We start from the raw sequence: 18,254 nt of genomic DNA, 5'->3' as shown, positions 1-18,254 counted from the left end.
CCCTCGTGTCGTTTTTTGTTGTCTTGTCTGTGCGTTAGTCGGCGGTGATGAGCGCGTCGTCCCCGGGCCCGGCGGCGGGATCGGGTTGGGCGGCGAGTGGTTGGGGGTGTCCGTCCAGCGCCCGTTTCAGGGCGTCGCGGTCGAGCTGGTTCTCCCAGCGGGCCACGACCAGGGTGGCCACGGCGTTGCCGATGAAGTTGGTCAGGGCCCGGCATTCGCTCATGAACCGGTCCACGCCCAGGATCAGGGCCATGCCCGCGATCGGCACCGAGGGGACCACGGCCAGGGTGGCTGCGAGCGTGATGAAACCGGCCCCGGTGATGCCCGCGGCGCCCTTGGACGACAGCATGGCGACCAGCAGCAGCAGGATCTGCTGCTCGAGGCTGAGGTGGATGCCCAGGGCCTGGGCGATGAACAGGGCCGCCATCGTCATATAGATGTTGGTGCCGTCCAGATTGAACGAATAGCCCGTCGGCACGACCAGACCGACCACCGACTTGGCGGCCCCGGCCCGCTCCATCTTTTCCAGCAGGCTGGGAAGCGCGGCCTCGGACGAGGAGGTGCCCAGCACCAGCAGCAGCTCCTCCTTCAGATAGCGGATCAGCTTGAGGACGTTGAATCCATTGGCGATCCCGACGAGGCCGAGGATGCCGACAACGAACAGGATGGCGGTCAGATAGAAGGTCGCCACCAGGGCGGCGAGGTTGGCGATCGAGCCGATCCCGTAGGCCCCGATGGTGAAGGCGAAGGCCCCGAAGGCCCCCACGGGCGCCGCCTTCATCAGGATGGCCACCAGTTTGAAGAAGGCCGCCGAGATCGATTCCAGGAAGGTCAGCACCGGCTTGCCCACGTCGCCGATCAGGGCGAGCGCGATGCCGAACAGGATGGAGACGAACAGGACCTGCAGGATGTTGCCGGTCGAGAAGGCGCTGACCACGGTGTCGGGGATGATGCCCATCAGGAAGCCCTGGATGGTGGTCTCATGCGCGGCCGACGAATACTGGGCCACGGCGCCGGCGTTGAGGGTCGAGGGGTCGATGTTCAGCCCCCGGCCCGGCTGGACCACATTGGCCACGATCAGGCCGAGGATCAGCGCCAGCGTCGAGAAGACGAGGAAGTAGGCGAAGGCCTTGGCCGCCACCCGCCCGACCTTGCCCAGATCGCGCATGCCCGCGATCCCGGTCACAATGGTCAGGAAGATCACCGGGGCGATGACCATCTTCACCAGCTTGATGAAGGCGTCGCCCAGCGGCTTCAGCGACTTGCCGAACTCCGGCCAGAAATGACCGATCACCGCCCCCAGCACGATCGCCGTCAGCACCTGGAAGTACAGGTGGGCGTAGAAGGGCTTCTTCACAGCCGGAGCGGCCGCGGTCTGGGTGATCGGTTGCAACGCCTGTTCCTCATGGCGGACGCGGTCCGCGAAACTCCCGGGACACGATCTTCGAGTCGTGCTTCCTGCCTCATTCTGGCCTCAGGCACGGCGAACGTGAAACCGCATCGACAAAAATCTTAGGTGATTGATATTGCTTCATTAAGATGCACTTCGGGCCGAGAATCCGCGCCCGAAATGCGAAAATCCGCCACGACATCTAGGCAAAACGTGCGGAGAACCGCACACTAAGCCATGGCGTTTACCGACCTGCAGAGCCGATTATCGACAATCCTTCGACCGACAGCGCGGCCGTGGGTCGCGCTGGCCGCGGTCTGGCTGATCCTCGCCGTCGGGGCGGCCGTGGTCGCGGGCGAGCTGGCCCGGCGACAGGCCGAGGGAGATCTGGCGCGGCAGGCCCAGGCGGGCGCCGCCCTGCACGCAGCGGTCCTGCGCAGCGAGCTGGAGAAGCACCGGTCCCTGCCCCTCGTCCTGGCCCAGGACCCGGAGGCGATCGCCCTTCTGACCGAACCCGGCCCCGCCCGCACCGATCAGGTCGATCGCAAGCTGGAACGGCTGGCCGGCCAGACCCGGGCGGCGGTCATCTATCTACTGGACGCGAAGGGGGTGGCGCGGGCGGCCAGCAACTGGCGGCTACCGACCAGCTTCGTCGGCGAGGACTACAGCTTCCGCCCCTATTTCACCCGCGCCATGCAGACCGGCGACGCGGAGTTCTTCGCCCTGGGCACCGTCAGCGGACGGCCCGGCCTCTATCTGGCGCGCCGCATGGCCGACACAGGCGGACGCATCGTCGGGGTCGCGGTCGTCAAGGTCGAGTTCGATGCGCTGGAGGCCGACTGGCGCGGTTCGGGCGAACCCGCCTATGTCGCCGACCCGTCCGGCGTGATCCTGATCACCAGTGTGCCCGACTGGCGCTTCCGCACCGTCGCCCCGATGAGCGACGCCCAGAGGCGGCAGGTTCTGACCGGCCAGACCCTGGGCCACAACGCCCTCGCCCCCCTGCCCTTCCGCACGCCGGCGAACCGACCCACCCTCGTCAGCGCCGGCGTGGACGGCCCGCCCGAGAGCTGGATGGCGGCCTCGGCGGATACGGCGACGCCGGGCTGGACCCTGCATCTGCTGTCGCCCGCGGGTACGGCCATTCTGGTGGCGGTCTCCAACGCCCGGGCCGTCGCCCTGCTGGCCGTCACCCTGATGATGGGGGCCGTCGGCATCCTGCTGCGCCGCCGTCAGTTGGCCGAGGCCCAGATGCGCGCCGAGGAGGCCGCCCGCGCCGATCTGGAGCGCCGCATCGATGAGCGCACCGTCGAGCTGCGCGCCGCCAATGACGAGCTGAACCGCCAGATCGACGAACGCCGCGCCGCCGAGGCCGGCCGTGAAATGCTGCGCGAGGAGCTGGTCCAGGCCAATAAGCTGGCGACCCTGGGCCAGATCGCCGCCGGGGTGGCGCACGAGATCAACCAGCCGGTCGCCGCCATCCGCACCAGCGCCGAAACGGTGCTGGCCTATCTGAAACGTGACGACGGCGAGGGCGTGACGCGCACCGCCAACCGCATCGCCGAGCTCACCAGCCGGATCGGGTCGATCACCGACGAACTGCGCGCCTTCTCGCGGAAGACGACGTCACGCCCTTCGGCGGTCAGTCCGGACGAGGCCATCGACGGGGCTCTGGTCCTGCTGACCGGGCGGCTGCGGGCCAGCCGGATCGCGGTGACCCGGGTCAAGGCGCCGGCGCTGAAGGTGCTCGCCGACCGGGTGCGTCTGGAGCAGGTGATCCTGAACCTCGTCCAGAACGCGGTCGAGGCGCTGGATGAGGCCGGCGTCGCCGAGCCCCGGCTGAGCCTGTCGGTGGCGGCGGCTGACGGTGGCGTCGAGATCGTCATCGCCGACAACGGGCCGGGCCTGTCCGACGAGATCGCCGGCGCCCTGTTCACCCCCTTCGTCACGACCAAGGCGACGGGGCTGGGTCTCGGCCTCGTCATCTGCCGCGACATCGTCGCCAGCTTCGGCGGGGAGCTGAACACCCGCCCCTCGGAAGCCGGGGCCGTGTTCGTGATTTCGTTGAAGGCCGCCTGATGGATTTCGCCCAACCCAAGGCCGTCGCCCTGGTCGACGACGACGACGACTTCCGCGAAGCCCTGTCCGAACGGCTGGCGCTGGAGGGGTTCGAGGTCTCACCCTTCCCCTCCGCCGAGGCCGCGCTGAAGGCGGTGGACGCCGGGTTCGCTGGGGTGGTGGTCAGCGACCTGAGGATGCCCGGTCTGGACGGTCGCCAGCTGCTGGCCCGGCTGCAGGCGATCGACGAGGGCCTGCCGGTCCTGATGATCACCGGTCACGGCGACATCGCCGATGCGGTCGAGGCGCTGCGGCACGGCGCCTATGATTTCGTGGCCAAGCCCTTCGCCTTCGAACGGCTGCTGGACAGTCTGAACCGGGCGCTGGAGAAGCGGGCCCTGGTGCTGGACAACCGGCGGCTGGCGGCGGCCCAGAGCGAAGCCGGGCTGGAGCTGCCCCTGATCGGCGCCAGCGAGACCATGGCGCGGCTGCGGGCCACCATCGCCCAGCTGGCCGACGCCCGGCTGGACGTCCTGATCGAGGGCGAGACCGGGGTCGGCAAGGAGGTCGTCGCCCGGGCCCTGCACAACGGCGGACGGCGACGTATCCATCCGTTCGTGGCGGTCAACTGCGGCGCCCTGCCCGAAGGTCTGATCGAGAGCGAACTGTTCGGCCATGAGCCCGGCGCCTTCCCGGGCGCCACGCGGCGGCGCATCGGCCATATCGAACAGAGCCATCGCGGCACCCTGTTCCTCGACGAGATCGAGAGCATGCCCATGGCCGTTCAGGTCAAGCTGCTGCGGGTCATCGAGGAGCGGGAGGTGCAGCCGATCGGGGGCCCGGCCAAGACGCTGGACCTGCGCATCCTGGCCTCGTCCAAGATCGATCTGGAAGACGCCATCCGGGCCGGGGCCTTCCGCGAGGACCTCTACTACCGGCTGAACGTCGTGAAGCTGAGGGTCGCGCCCCTGCGCGAGCGGCGCGAGGACATGCCCCTGCTGTTCGCCCATTTCCTGCGCCGGGCGGCAGCGCGCGAGGACCGGTCCGCGCCCGGATTGACGGCGGCGGTGCGGCGGCATCTGCTGGAGCACGACTGGCCGGGCAATGTCCGCGAGCTGGTCCATTTCGCCGAGCGGGTGGCGGCGGGCCTGACCGATCCGGGCGGCGTCGGGACCGTGGAGGAAGAGGCCGGCGGCCTGACCGAACGCGTCGCCCGCTATGAGGCCGAGCTGATCCGCGAAACCCTAGAACGCTGTGACGGCGACGTCACCGCCGTCACCGAAGCCCTGCGCCTGCCGAGGAAGACGCTCTACGACAAGCTGCAGAAACACGGGCTGAAACCGGCGGACTTCCGCAGGCGGCGCGAAGGATAATTCCGCTCGGCACGCATTTTTTCACCCAAGGCACAAGCCAAGGCGATGATTCTTCGCTATAGGGACCGCATGGTCTGTCACTCGACGCAATTTCGCCGCCTGCCGCTTCGGCTTGACGCGCGACTTATCGGCAGCCGCCGCGCCTGATCTGCGCCCGGCGGCTCTACCCGCGCCGTAACCTGTCCAGACCACTTCCAATATGAGGAGACGCGCCCCGATGCTGCGCGATCCGTCCGTAAAATACCGCCCCTTCCCCCAGGTCGATATTCCTGACCGCACCTGGCCCTCGAAGACGATCACCAGGGCCCCGCGCTGGCTGTCGACCGACATGCGCGACGGCAACCAGGCCCTGATCGACCCGATGAACGCCGAGAAGAAGCAGCGCTTCTTCGACCTGCTGGTCAAGATCGGCATCAAGGAGATCGAGGTCGGCTTCCCCTCCGCGGGCGCCACCGAGTTCGACTTCATCCGGTCGCTGGTCGATCGCGGGGCCATTCCCGACGACGTCATGCCCCAGGTCCTGACCCAGGCGCGCGCCGACCTGATCGCGAAGACCTTCGACAGTCTGGACGGGGCCAGACAGGCCGTGGTCCACGTCTATAACGCCGTCTCGCCCGCCTGGCGGCGCATCGTCTTCGGTCTGGAGCGGCCCGAGATCAAGGGCATCGCCGAGACCGCGGCCAAGCTGCTGCGCGATCAGGCCGCACGGCGTCCGAACACCGACTGGCGCTTTGAATACAGCCCCGAGACCTTCTCCACCGCCGAGCTGGATTTCTCGGTCGAGTGCTGCGAGGCGGTGATGGACATCCTGCAGCCGACGCCGGATCGGCCGCTGATCCTGAACCTGCCGGCGACGGTCGAGGCGGCCAGCCCCAACGTCTATGCCGACCAGATCGAATGGTTCGGCCGCAACATCTCGCGCCGCGACAGCGTGATCATCTCGGTCCATCCGCACAACGACCGGGGCACGGGCGTGGCGGCGGCGGAGCTGTCGATCATGGCCGGCGCCGACCGGGTCGAGGGCTGCCTGTTCGGCAACGGCGAGCGCACCGGCAACGTCGATCTCGTGACCCTGGCGCTGAACATGTACACGCAAGGGGTCGATCCCGAGCTGGACTTCTCGGACATCAACGAGGTCGTCCAGACGGTCGAATACTGCAACCAGATCCCGGTCCATCCCCGCCACCCCTATGCCGGCGAACTGGTCTTCACCGCCTTCTCGGGCAGCCACCAGGACGCGATCAAGAAGGGCTTCGCCGCCCAGCAGACGCGTAACGACCAGATGTGGGACGTCCCCTATCTGCCCATCGATCCGGCCGATATCGGCTGTTCCTATGAGGCCGTGATCCGGGTCAACTCCCAGTCGGGCAAGGGCGGGGTCGCCTGGATCCTAGAGCAGGACAAGGGGCTGAAACTGCCCAAACGCTTGCAGGCCGACTTCAGCCGTCACGTGCAGGAGATGGCCGACCAGACCAGCCGAGAGCTGAACGCCGCCGACATCTGGAGCGCCTTCCAGACCGCCTATCATCTGAACAGCCCCCAGCCGCTGCGCCTGATCGACTATCAGGAGGGCGCCGTGACCGGCGGCTCGCGTCACTTCGTCGGCCGCATCAGCCTGGACGGTCAGGAGCACACCGTCAGCGGGCGCGGCAACGGCCTGATGTCCAGCGTGCTGGACGGCCTGCGCGAAGGCGTCGGCATCGATCTGGAGATCGCCGATTATCAGGAGCACGCCATCGGCCACGGGTCGGACGTGCAGGCGGCGGCCTATGTCGAGTGCAAGGGCGCGGACGGGGCGACCTGGTTCGGCGTGGGCATCGACGCCGACGTGGCCACGGCCTCGGTCAAGGCCCTGCTCTCGGCCGCAACATCGGCCCGGGCGGCGGCCCAGGCGCGCACCCGAACCCCCGAGCCCGTTCAGGCGTAGCGGGAAAGCGCCAGGTCGGCGGTCTCGATCTCGGGTTTCTTGCCGCTGATCTGGTCCGCCAGCACCCGCGCCGAACCGCAGGCCATGGTCCAGCCCAGGGTGCCGTGGCCGGTGTTGATGTGCAGGTTGGCGATGCGCGTCGGGCCGACCACCGGGGTGCCGTCCGGCGTCATCGGACGCAGGCCGGTCCAGAAGCGGGCGGCGTCGAGGTCGCCCGCACCGGGGAACAGGCTGGACACCGAATGCTTCAGCGTGCGCTCGCGCGGCGGCGGCAGGTCGTGGCTGAAGCCCGACAGCTCGGCCATGCCCCCGACCCGGATGCGGTCGCCGAGGCGGGTGATGGCGACCTTGTAGCTCTCGTCCATCACGGTCGAGACCGGGGCCCCGGCCTCGTCCACGATCGGCATGGTGATGGAGTAGCCCTTCACCGGATAGACCGGCAGGCGCAGGTCGATCGACCGGGCGATCGCCGTCGAATAGCTGCCGAGCGCCAGAACGTAGATGTCGGCGGCGAGTTCGCCCCCCTCGCTGGTTTTGTCGGTCGTGACCGAGGCGATGCGGCCCGCGTCCACGTGCACCTTCTGGATCGTCTCGTTGAAGCGGAACACGACACCGGCCTCGGCGGCCATCTCGGCCAGGCGGACCGTGAACAGGTTGCAGTCGCCGGTCTCGTCATGCGGCAGGCGCAGGCCGCCGACGAAGGGCACATCGGAGCGGGCCAGACCCGGCTCGGCGGCGATACAGCCCTTGGGATCGAGCACCTCGCACGGCACCCCCTCGGCGTTGAGCACCTTCACGTCCTTGCCGACGTCGTGGAGCTGTCTGTCGGTGCGGAACAGCTGCAGCGTGCCTTGCTGGCGGCCGTCGTAGGTGATGCCGGTCTCGCCGCGCAGGGCGTCGAGCTGGTCGCGGCTGTATTCGGCCAGACGGACCATCCGCTCCTTGTTCAGGGCGTAGCGGGTCGAGGTGCAGTTGCGCAGCATGGCCACGCCCCAGGTGATCATGTCCCAGTTTACGGCGGGGCGCAGGATCAGGGGCGCGTGCTTCATCATCAGCCAGCGCGGCGCCTTCCTCGGAATCGAGGGCGCGGCCCAGGGCGAGGAATAGCCCGGCGAGACCTGTCCGGCGTTGGCGAAACTGGTCTCCAGAGCCGGTCCCGGCTGGCGCTCGATGACCGTGACCTCATGGCCCTGCTTGGCGAGATACCAGGCCGTCGTCACCCCGATGACGCCGGCTCCGAGCACGATACACTTCAAGACAGACCCTCCAGAGGGAACATTCGACCCTTCTTAACGCGGGGTCGCGGAATCGGGTGCAGTCTGGAGAAGCGACGCCGCCTTGGCGAGCCCCCCTATTTCGGCGTCACCGGACAGACGACGGTCTCGGTCCTCAAGGCCGTCAGCCAGCCGGCCTCCGAGGCTGAAATCGCCTTGCCGTCGGCCTCCAGCGGGATGCGGACGCGGCTGGGCGGGCGGCCGGCGTCCTCGCCCGAGGCGTACTGCCGCATGACCGCGACCTTCACATAGGCGTCGGGCAGCGGATAGCAGGCGAAGAATTGGGCCCAGGTCTGGATGCCGGTCGCATCGACGGTGACGGCCGCCCCCTGTTTGCGGTCCTGCAGATCGACCGTCCGGCCCGCGCACCGGCCCATGCCGATCAACAGCAGGGCGAGGACGGCGATCACCGCCGGGACGCGCCACAGCGTCGAGCCGGTCTTCGGACGGGCGGAAGCGATGACGGACTTGCGCGCCATCAGCCGATCACCCGGTTCGGAGAGTCCTGCGCCAGCCAGTCGAGCACGGCGCGATCCTGAACCAGCAGGGCCGCGACCTTGGTGGCCGGGTTGTGGATGGCGTCGCTGCGTTGCTGGACGTTGATGGCCACGGTCAGGGCGCGCAGGGGCCGGTCGTCGGGGACCCCGACCTCATAGCGGGCGATGACCAGGGCGATGGCGTGGCCCTTCTCGGCATCGAAGCCCGCGTCGGGCGAGACGCCCAGCACACGGCCGGTGTCACGGTCGACCTGCAACGCCGAGGGCGCCGAGCCGCCCGCCCCCATGCGGTCGATGCGCTGGAAGGCCTGGGTCAGGGCCGCAACACCCACGGCGTCGATGACCGTGCGGCAGATCGGCTTGACCCGCTCATGGGCGCGGCGGAGCCCGGAGGTCGTGCCCGACTGGTCGGCCAGGGTCAGCTGGCGCTGGCGCGTGTCCCACTTGAGGCCGCAGTCGTAGGCGGCCAGCGCCATCATGGTCAGATCGACGGGGTTGAGGGCCTGCTGCCGGTCGACGTTGGGCGTGCCGGTCTTGGCGAAGATCCGGTATTCCTGCCCCTCGGGCGCGGTCGGCAGCGTGATCTCATGGCCGGTGCCGCCCGGGCCGACGACGGCGCGCAGGCCGGTCATCATCGGCTTCCAGGCCTCGTCACGGATCATCAGCGGCTGCAGCGACGGGCGTTCGGCGTCGATCAGGAACCGCGCCTCGACCTGACGTCGCAGCACCATGCGCGAGAAGACCTCGGCCAGCCTGAGCGTCGACCAGCGCGAGCGCCCGCCGCCCAGCGCACTCATCAGATAGTCGCCCTTGAGGTCATGGATGACGTTGAGGCCGAGCGATTCCCTCTCGAGGCCGAGCGCCTGCAGCGCCGGGCTGTCGAGATTCACCCCGCCGGCCTTCGCCTGCCAGACGGAGGTGTCGCGGCGCGGGGTCTCGCGGTCGAATTCCGCCTGGACGCCGAATAGCCGGGTCAGCTCCAGCGCCCAGGGCACGGCGCGCTGCTGGGCCATGTCGGGGACGATGCCGAACTCCCCGCGCGGCTGGCCCGACAGGATCGGGATGACCGGCGGCTGGCAGAACTGCGTACCGCCGAGGCGGTAGCAGTCGGTCGGCGCGGGCGGCAGGCTCTGGTCCGGCTTCGTCGGGTCGTCGCTCAGCGACAGCAGCATCAGGGCCGCCGCATATTTGTTGCTGGAGGCCTCGAGGAAGCGGGTGAAGTTCATCCACGCCGGGCCGGAGACGGTGTCGGAGAAGGCCATGCCGTCGGCGCGGCGGGTGCCCAGATCGACGCCCAGCAACTCGCGGAAGCCGGGCGCGCCGGGCCGGACCTCCAGCGTGGCCAGAGCCGGGAAGGTCTGGAGGATGGCCATGGACAGCGGCGCCTTGGCCACCGACCCCACGGGCATCAGATCGAAATTGTGGTTCGAGGTCGTGAAACGGTGGCGGCCGCGCGCATCGTCCTGCTGGTCGGCCGTCGCGACCGGCAGGCTGGCGATGGCCAGGACCTCGCCGGTCATCCCGTCCATCATGGTCACCGCCGAGCGGAAGGCGGGCGCGGCGGGCAGTTGATCGACGATGGCGTGCAGCTGGCTTTCGGCCTCGGACTGGAGCCGTTGATCAAGGGTGACGACGATGGGCCGGTCGTCGCGGCGGGTGACGGCGGGCTCCAGCGCGCGGGCGAAGCTTTCGAGGCCGGGCGCGCGCAGCCTCTGGCCGCTGACGGCCTCGAAGCGGGACACGGTCGGCGCCGCGACCTCATAGACGAACCGCTCGGCCCGCTCGGCCCGGGTGAAGACCAGATCGCGGTCGGCGGGCAGACGCAGATACTGGACCTCTCCCGGCCCGGCCGAGGCCTCGACGCCCGCCACGGTAACGACGACTGGCGAACCGCCGATGACGCGGACGAGGGCGTTCTGGTTGTCCAAGGCGATGACGTCGGCGACCTCCTTCTCGTCGACGAAGCGGTAGCGGCGCGGCCAGAGCGACTGCCCCTCCCCCTCCTCCGGCTTGAACAGGTTCAGGGTCGCGGTGGTCAGCCCGCCCTCGGAGGCGCCGCGCGCCGGGCGGAACAGAAAGGCCCGGGTCTCGCCCACGCGCCGCAGCGAGGCCCCGCCCGAGGAGCCGGTGCGGAACTGGATGTCGCCACGCCATTGCAGGGTCCCGGCATAGGGGCCGAGCACCTGATGGGCCGTCGGGTCGATCTCGGTCAGCCGGGCGCCGCGCCCGAGGTCGTCGTCGAACAGCCAGCGGCCCGGCTCGGTCATGTCGACGCGCAGATAGGAGCTACGCACGAAGGCCTTCCAGCCTTCGGCGTCGCTGGGCGCAAGGGCCGAGGGCTGGATACGGACTTCGCCGTCGGCTCTCTGTTTGATCTCCAGCCAGCCGCGCTTGAGCACCAGATCGTTGATCAGGGCGTTGTAGGCGTCGGCCTGACGCACGGCGTGGATGTCCGAGCGCGGATGGCCCATCAGCTCCCGGATCCACGGCGCGCCGACGATCAGCAGGACGAAGACGAAGCCGACGAACCAGCCGGGCGCGAGGCGCGGCGACGGCAGAGAAACGCGCGGGATCGACGGGCCGCGCGGGGCCTCCGGCGCGGAGCCTTGTTCCGGCGGCGGGGACGCTGCAGCCTTTGCTGCGGCTTGGGCGGCGGCCTCGGCGGCCTTCTTCTTGCCGGCGGCGATCAGGGACTTTCCACGGGCCATCAGACGGCCCCCGGCGTCGAATTGTCTTCAGGGTGGCGGGTCGCAGCCGTCTGGCCGAACCAGGCCATCAGGAACAGGGTCATCCCCTCCAGCAGGTCGCTGTCGGAGGCGGCGGCCAGCAGATAGACGTTGCGGCCCGTGAAGGGCGCGAGCTGCAGATTGGCCAGAACCACATAGGCGCCGACGCCGAACAGGATCCACAGCGCCATCAGGCCGAGGATCCGCCCCTGGCCCGGGTCGCCGGCGACTTCAGGCCGGGTCGCGCGCGCCGCCGCCGCCGCCAGCACGCCGAGGCAGAGCAGCAGGGCCGCCGCCCCGAACCGGCCGTAGGGGGCCATGATGTGGATGGTCGAGACATTGTCGTTCAGCTGGACCGGCTTGAGCACGCTGAGATTGACCGGCGCCAGCCAGCCCCGGCCGAACAGGGTGGCGGTGTAGTCGGACAGGTGCTGGGACCAGACGCGCAGGTTCTCGGCCTCCCACGAGCCGTAGCGTTCGACCTGATCGGGCGAGCCGAAGGCCCAGAGGCGTAGCTGGTTCTGGCTGTAGGCGCCGGCGCGCGACAGGATGTCGAGGGCGGGCTGGTCGGACGCGGAGACGGCGGCGCGGGCGAGGTCGTCGGGCGAGGCGGCGGCGGGCGCCTGGAAGACGACGAGCGCCGCGAATACCATCAGGACGGCGCCGCACAGGGGCGCGGCCCAGGCGGCGGCCGCGAGTCGGGCCTCGCCGTCGGTCGCCCGACGCCGTCGCTCCCACACGCCCCAGGCCGCCATGACCATGACCGGGATGCCGACGAGGGCGTAGCCGTTGTCCTTGACCCCGACCGGCAGCAGCACGAACAGCACCGCCAGCGACAGACAGAAGGCGATCCCGAGCTGGATCGCGCGCCGGCCCGTCGCCTTCGCGCCCTCGGCCATCAGGCCCGAGAAGCCGAGGATCAGGGCGGGCGTATAGAGGGCGCTGACGGCGAAACCGAGCACCGGCAACCGCTCCTTGATCGACATCAGACCCAGCAGACCGCGCACGATGCCGGTCGCCGGCAGGACGATCTTCCAGTCGGCGATGCGGTTCCTGAGGTGTTCAGTAACAAGGCCTTGAGCGCGGGATTGCAGGTTCTGGACGAGGTCGGCGCCCCGCTCCGTTGCGCCCCAGGCCTGAAGGCCGCTGAGGGCCAGAACGGCGGCCGTGGCCAGCAGCGACAGCCCGCCCGGGGTCGGGGTCCAGAACGGCCCGCCCATCCAGAGGTGCAGCGCCAGGCTGACGGCCAACATGAAGCCGAAGATCAGGGCCAGCCGCATCGCCCGCCTCTGGCTCGGCGGGCTCATGAGCAGGAAGACGCCAGCCATGGCGACATAGGCGAGGCCCGCCTCCCCCACGACCGAGATCCCGCCCGCCAGCTCCGGATCGGCGACGAGGCCGGCGAAGGCGGTCAGCATCCGCATGGCCAACAAGGCCTGAAGCGCGACGAACAGCATCCATTGCAGACGCCGCTTGCCGCCGGCTTCACCGCGCCAGTCCTCGCCCCAGACGGCCAGGACCACCACGGCCCAGGCAAGGCTCAGCCAGCCGAGGATCCACGGCCCGCCCAGCCGGTCCAGCCGCAGCTCCGCCGCCTTGCCCACCGCCACCGGGTCGGTCAGGCGGAAGGTGCCGGACACCAGTTCGGCGCAATGGGCGGGCTCGGGATAGGGAAGATCCTGGGTCAGGGCGTTGGACAGGTCGCCGCCCAGCACGGGGAAGTCGGGGGCCACCGGCGAGGGCGAGCCGTTCCTCGGACAGCGCCCCACCCGCTCCACCGCCGGGGTCGACAGGGCGGCCGTCAGCACCGTGCCGGACTGCCCCAGGGCGACCTCGCGCCGTTCCTGCAACCGCCCCAAAGGATCGCCCGGATCGACGGCGTTGTAGGTGCGGATATCCCAGATCGACAGGGCGCGGGCCTGATCGACGGGGATGGGCTCAGGCTTCGGCGCGGGAAGCGGAACCACCTGCCCGCCCTCGACCTTGCCGAGCCGCGCCTTCGGATCGAGCAGAACAATCTTCCAGCCGCCGAACAGCTTGCCGGTCTGGTAGACGAAGCCGTGGGTCGCGGGCGCGCCGGGCAGGACGCGGTTCAGCGGATGGATGGCCTGCGACGGCTTCCACGACACTGTGGGGGCGAGGCCGAAGGCGCGGCGCTGCGGCAGGGCCGGTCCGGCCTTACCGTCCTGTTCGAAATGGAAGGGTCCGCGTTCGAAGCGATACCAGACGGCGCCGGCGGCCTCGCAGCCCTTGAGGCAGATCGCCATCCCGGGGCCGAAGTCCTGGGCGCCGATGACCTCATAGCTTGCGCCGTGCCGCACCGCCGCGACCGACAGGGTCTCGCCGGAGGGATTCGGCGTGGGCGCCTCGGGGACCTCCATCAGGACCGCGCCCTTGCCCGGCGCCTGACGCGGGATGGTCACGACCGAGGGCGAGGCGCCGCGGATGAAGAGGTCGTCGTCGGGCCCGCCGCCGATGCTCAGCGAACCGCGCGTCACATCGACCGTCAGCCGGCTGAGCGACAGATGCATGTCCCCGAACCGGCCGTTCAGCGAACCGTCGATGAGGCTGACCCAGACGATGGCCGGGGCAATCGCGACGCCGAGCGCCACCGGCCAAGGCGTCATCGGCCGCGACCGGTCCGACGCCCGCCAGATCGCCCAGACGGCCGCCAGGAACAGGGCGGAAACGACGACCCCCAGCCAGCCGGTCATCGGCTCTCCGGATCCGGCCGGTGATGCGAGACATAGAGGCGGCGATAGGCGTCGCGGACCCGGGCGAAGGCATAGACCCCGACCGCCATTCCGCCCGCCAGCAGGATCAGGATGAAGCCGCCGAGCACCGCCCCGGCGCCCGCGCCGAAGCTCCGCGCCAGCCGCGCCTGATCAAGCGTCTTGTCAAAACCCCGGCACAGGCCATTGGATTCACTGATGCGATAGGCGACGGCGGCGCGACTGACGGGGTTCGACTGGGCCTTGGAGAAGGGGCCGCAGACGTGGCGGTCCAGCCAGTCCCGCTCCTGCCCCGGACCGGCCGGGAACGGCGGCAGGCCCTCGGGCGCCTCGCCGTCGCCGCGCAGGAATTCGGCCCACTGGAAGGCGGAGTTGCCAGCGGCGGCGCCCAGGCCCTCGTCGCTCTCGGCGCCCGCCGGAATGACCATGGCGCCGCGCTCCCCGCCCCAGGGCGAGGGGAAGCCGGTCAGCCAGATCGCGACGATCAGCCAGATCACCACGAAGGCCGCGGCCAGCACCTGCACCGGCCGCTGGTCCGCCTCCCCGAAGACGATGTCGATGCCGTCCATGCGCCAGCGGCGCAGGCGTTGGGTCAGGGTCAATGCGGGAGCGGCGTCGGTCACAGGCTGCGTCTCTTCACCGGGGTCAGTCGACCGTCATCACGGAAGCGGCGGATGGCGCGGGCGGCGGAGATGAAAGCCCAGTCGGCCTGGCTGGACAGCTGCTGCCCCCGCCCCGCCCACTGGATCCAGCGAATCACCGGAACCACGCCCCAGCTGCGCCGGCTGTAGTCGACGCGCAGCGGATCGCGCTTGCGCCGCGCGGGGTCCTCGGACTCGGCGAAGGCGGTGACGAAGTCGAGCTTGCACCAGCGGAAGCCCTCCATGCACTGGACCAGTCCGCGCCGGAACCGGCGCACCGTGGTCAGGGGATCGTCGTCGAACTTCTCCAGCGCCAGCAGGTCTTCCTCGGCGTCCTTGAACAGCAGATGCAGCAGATTGACCGGCTTGTCCGGCACCCCGTCGGCATAGGCGTCCTGGATCTCGCGGATATAGTCCTTGATGACGTCGGCCTTGGCCAGGCCGATGAAGACCGGCTTGGACGGGCGTTTGGCGGTGGCGGCATGGGCGATGACCCCGTCGCGACCCATGGCGATAACCTCGTCGACGTCGATGCCGGTCTCCAGCAGGGACAGAAGGTCCTGCAGCCGGCCCAGGGTCTTGATGAACCGCTCCAGCTGCGGATTGGACTTGGCCAGTTCGCGGGCCTGGGCCTCCAGCGTCTGCTGGGCGCGGGGCACTCGGCTGCGCCCGGGCACGGTCTCGTCGTCCCACAGGGCGTAGCGTTCGGCGGCGCGCTCGGCCAGCAGCACCTCGTCGGCGGGCAGGACGATAATCACCGACTTGCACACCTGCAGCGCCAGCAGCTCCTCGCGGCGGCCGAACAGGTCGATGCCCGCCACCCCCTCGAACCGCTCGCCGGGCATGTCGATGATGTGGAACAGGTCGTCGGCGTGCGCCCCCTCGGCCCCGCCGACCGGCAGGAAGCTGTGCGAGGATATGTTGTTCGAGCGACTGACCCGCGCCCCCTGATCGGCGAAGGCGGGCTCGGAGCGCAGCGGGAACCACGGGTCATGGAACAGCTTGTGCTTCAGCCGGGTCAGGAACCAGGACTTGCCCGCCGAGGCGAAGCCCAGCAGCACCACGACGTTCTGGTCGGCGGTCTTCCAGCTGTTGAGCAGGGTCTCGGAGACGGGTTGATCGTGTTCGGGCACGCCCGCCAGACCGCGCGCGGGACGGCGCGGCGCGGGGCGTACGGCGGCCTTGGCCGGGTCGGCGGCGTCGGCGACGGGGTCGGCGACCGTCTCGACGAGAACGGCTTCCAGCACCACGACCTCGCCGTCGGGAACGGTGGCGGGCGCGCTGTCGAAGGTCGGGACGACGACCGTTTCGGCCGCGGGTACGGCGAAGGTGGGGACGACCGGCGCGGCCTCGGCCAGGGCGTCGATGCCGGCCAGAAGCGCGGTCTGGTCCTCGCCGGAGGTCGGGGCTTCGGGCGGACGGGGCTTGGCCGCCTCCTCGCGCCGGACCTCGACGCAATAGGGACATTCGTCGAGCTGCTCGGGGTAGGAGATGAAGTGAATCGGACAGGTCTTGTCGGCCATCAGCGCCCGCCTCCGTTCACCGCGTGCAGCGCCGTTTTCAGCGCCGTAACATAGGCTTGTTCCGGCATCCGGATGTCATTCCTGAGGATCGGCGAGAGCACCCGACCGGCATAGGCCGAGCGCACGGCGGGGCCGCCGGCCTTGAGCAGATCATAGACGGCCGGGGTCGCGAGGGCCGCATCCTCGGCGCTCGCCGGGAGAGCCAGCAGGCTCGCGACCGCCTGGGCGCAGGCCTTTCCGGCGCCCGGTTCGGGCAGGCAAAGGCCGATCAGCCGCACCGTCAGACGGCGTCGCTCCGCAGCGCCGGCCGGCTGGATGGAGGCCTTGAGCAGGCGTAGGCGCGTCGCGGCGGGCAGGCTGTCCAGCGGATAGGCCGCCTCAGCCGCCAGCCGGTCGGCGAGACCCGCGAAGGCCAGCAGATCCAGCGACTGGGCCGACATCCACGGCAGGACGCCCTCGCGCAGGGCCAGGGCCGCGACCGGGGCGACGGCGGCGGGCCGGTCGGCGTTGGCCTCGACATAGTCGTTCAGATACCAGGCCGCGCCCTCGGCCTCGCCGGGCTGCTCCATCAGGCGGCCGAGGGCGATGGCGCAGCCCTTGAGCAGGTCGGGCCCGTCGGCGGTCCGGTCGGACTGATCGGCGACGGCGGCCAGCAGGGCCGCGCGCCCCACCGGATCGAGATCGAGACAGGCTTCCAGAATGGCGATGGCGGCCGCGGCCTCGGGTGCGTGGTCGGCGTAGCGCGGCGACCAGTCCAGACCCCGGCCGGCGCCGGTGGCGCGGGCGACGGCGTCGACCTCGGTCCAGACCCGCCAGGCGGGCGGCGGGGCGGCAGGCGTCGCAGCGGGCGTCATCGACGCGATCTGGCCCTGGGTCAGGCGCCCCGCCTGACGAGGCGATTTCGCGGGCGCCTCTCCCTCTCCTGCCCCACGCACGATCAGGCGGAAGGCGTCATCGGGGTCGAAGGCGCCCGAGCGGGTGAAGGCGCCGGAGGTGGCCCAGCCGGTGATCCGCGCGCGCTGCTCGGGCGGGTCCATGCCCTCGACCGCGCCGATCAGGACGGCCTCGGGGCTGGCGGCGCCGACCGCGATGTCCTGATCGACCCACTCAAGGCCGAAGGGGGCCAGACGCGGACCGGCGTCGGCGCGGGACAGGGCGTCGAGATCAAACCTCAGCGGCGCATCGGCGAAGGTCAGGTCATCCTCGGCCGTCGGCGCCGGAATCTGCGCCAGCAACCGGTGCGCCCGCCAGTCCAGGGCCCGCATGGCCGCCGCCGGGACGATCACCACATGGGCCATGGCCACCGTGCCCAGATCGGCGTCGCCGAGGAAGGCGACGCGAGCGACTGCGAACATCTCATGGGCAGCGTCCAGCGGGAACATGACGACGCAGTCGGAGGGCTGGCGGTCGGCCCAGCCCGCAAGGGCCAGGCTGAAGTGGCGCAGCATGCCCTCTGTCGCCACGACCTCGGGACGGTCCGATGACTGGGCCAGGATGGTGTAGCCCCGGCCGTTCTCGACCGGGCCGAGCACCGCCGTCGCCAGCGAGGTCTGGCTCACCGGGGCCGCTCCTGCAGCTGGGTCGCCATGCCGGTGGGCGCCGCGCCGGACGCCGGGGCCGTCGAGGGCGTCAGGCCGTCGGTGGTCGCGGGCGGCAGGGCGTTCGGATCGGTCAGCACGGTGGTCGGAGCCGCCGGCGCCGGCTGCAGCTTCTCAAGCCCTCCGCCGAGGGCAAAGCCGCCGAGGAAGATGGCCACGGCCAGCAGGGCCGCGACGCCGATCAGGATGATGTCCCGTGTACGGTTCGGGGCGGAGGGTGCGGAACCGGAACGGAAATCCGCTGCGCCGCGCGGATCGGTCCCGATGCGCCGGGCGATGGCCTCCGCCAGGGCTTCGCTGTCGATGACGGCGCCGCCGTGACGCAGCTCCTCGACCGCGCCGGCCATCTCGCGCCGGACGATCCCGGCCAGAAGCTGGGCGACCGGAGACTTCGGATCGGCCGCCACGCGCCCGCCCGCCTCACGCAAAACCAGATCGATCAGATCGCGCCGGACCTGATCGAGGCCGTCATCCTGGGCCGTCGCCATTCGCTGCTCCCGATCCTCCATGCCTAT

General features: G+C 70.2%; 12 protein-coding genes. 3 read left to right on the top strand and 9 right to left on the bottom strand.

The window, feature by feature from the left end:
- Window positions 1–34: 34 nt before the first annotated feature.
- Window positions 35–1,393: a dicarboxylate/amino acid:cation symporter gene (locus AC1ROD_RS16350; protein ID WP_492949326.1), complete on the bottom strand. Its 1,359-nt coding sequence runs from the start codon at window positions 1,391–1,393 to the stop codon at window positions 35–37.
- Between the two features lie 234 nt (window positions 1,394–1,627).
- Here AC1ROD_RS16350 and AC1ROD_RS16345 point away from each other — a divergent pair, with 234 nt between their 5' ends.
- The 3 genes from AC1ROD_RS16345 (at window position 1,628) to leuA (ending at window position 6,748) form a co-directional block, all read left to right on the top strand.
- Window positions 1,628–3,469, top strand: a complete 1,842-nt coding sequence (locus tag AC1ROD_RS16345; protein ID WP_492949325.1) for a sensor histidine kinase — start codon at window positions 1,628–1,630, stop codon at window positions 3,467–3,469.
- A complete protein-coding gene (locus AC1ROD_RS16340) occupies window positions 3,469–4,821 on the top strand; it encodes a sigma-54-dependent transcriptional regulator (RefSeq protein ID WP_492949324.1) in 1,353 nt (450 codons plus the stop codon). The genes AC1ROD_RS16345 and AC1ROD_RS16340 overlap by 1 nt, the downstream gene beginning before the upstream one ends.
- A gap of 217 nt (window positions 4,822–5,038) precedes the next feature.
- Complete coding sequence (leuA, locus tag AC1ROD_RS16335) at window positions 5,039–6,748, top strand: 2-isopropylmalate synthase (RefSeq protein ID WP_492949323.1); 1,710 nt, start codon at window positions 5,039–5,041, stop codon at window positions 6,746–6,748.
- On the opposite strand, the gene AC1ROD_RS16330 is transcribed toward leuA, so the two are convergent.
- The 8 genes from AC1ROD_RS16330 to AC1ROD_RS16295 all read right to left on the bottom strand — a co-directional run bounded on the left by AC1ROD_RS16330 (window position 6,739) and on the right by AC1ROD_RS16295 (window position 18,227).
- On the bottom strand, window positions 6,739–8,004 hold the full coding sequence (locus AC1ROD_RS16330) for a D-amino acid dehydrogenase (RefSeq protein ID WP_492949322.1): 1,266 nt from the start codon (window positions 8,002–8,004) through the stop codon (window positions 6,739–6,741). The two genes, leuA and AC1ROD_RS16330, sit on opposite strands and share 10 nt — an antisense overlap.
- A gap of 95 nt (window positions 8,005–8,099) precedes the next feature.
- The gene (locus tag AC1ROD_RS16325; RefSeq protein WP_492949321.1) at window positions 8,100–8,501 is read right to left on the bottom strand and encodes a hypothetical protein; all 402 of its coding nucleotides are present in this window, start codon (window positions 8,499–8,501) and stop codon (window positions 8,100–8,102) included.
- Window positions 8,501–11,227 carry a hypothetical protein gene (locus AC1ROD_RS16320; RefSeq protein WP_492949320.1) on the bottom strand — a complete coding sequence of 909 codons (2,727 nt, stop codon included), beginning with the start codon at window positions 11,225–11,227 and terminating at the stop codon, window positions 8,501–8,503. The genes AC1ROD_RS16325 and AC1ROD_RS16320 overlap by 1 nt, the downstream gene beginning before the upstream one ends.
- Window positions 11,227–13,959 carry a hypothetical protein gene (locus tag AC1ROD_RS16315; protein ID WP_492949319.1) on the bottom strand — a complete coding sequence of 911 codons (2,733 nt, stop codon included), beginning with the start codon at window positions 13,957–13,959 and terminating at the stop codon, window positions 11,227–11,229. The genes AC1ROD_RS16320 and AC1ROD_RS16315 overlap by 1 nt, the downstream gene beginning before the upstream one ends.
- Complete coding sequence (locus AC1ROD_RS16310; protein ID WP_492949318.1) at window positions 13,956–14,600, bottom strand: hypothetical protein; 645 nt, start codon at window positions 14,598–14,600, stop codon at window positions 13,956–13,958. Before AC1ROD_RS16310 ends, AC1ROD_RS16315 begins: the two co-directional genes overlap by 4 nt.
- Window positions 14,597–16,141 (bottom strand): hypothetical protein, encoded by a 1,545-nt coding sequence (locus AC1ROD_RS16305; RefSeq protein WP_492949317.1) that lies wholly within the window; start codon window positions 16,139–16,141, stop codon window positions 14,597–14,599. The genes AC1ROD_RS16310 and AC1ROD_RS16305 overlap by 4 nt, the downstream gene beginning before the upstream one ends.
- Window positions 16,141–17,700: a hypothetical protein gene (locus AC1ROD_RS16300; protein WP_492949316.1), complete on the bottom strand. Its 1,560-nt coding sequence runs from the start codon at window positions 17,698–17,700 to the stop codon at window positions 16,141–16,143. Before AC1ROD_RS16300 ends, AC1ROD_RS16305 begins: the two co-directional genes overlap by 1 nt.
- Entirely contained in the window at window positions 17,697–18,227 is a 531-nt protein-coding gene (locus AC1ROD_RS16295; RefSeq protein ID WP_492949315.1) for a hypothetical protein, read from the bottom strand. Before AC1ROD_RS16295 ends, AC1ROD_RS16300 begins: the two co-directional genes overlap by 4 nt.
- Window positions 18,228–18,254: the final 27 nt, after the last annotated feature.

Source organism: Brevundimonas sp. GW821-FHT12E07, assembly GCF_058807035.1.
This window is presented reverse-complemented; position numbering and strand designations above follow the sequence as displayed.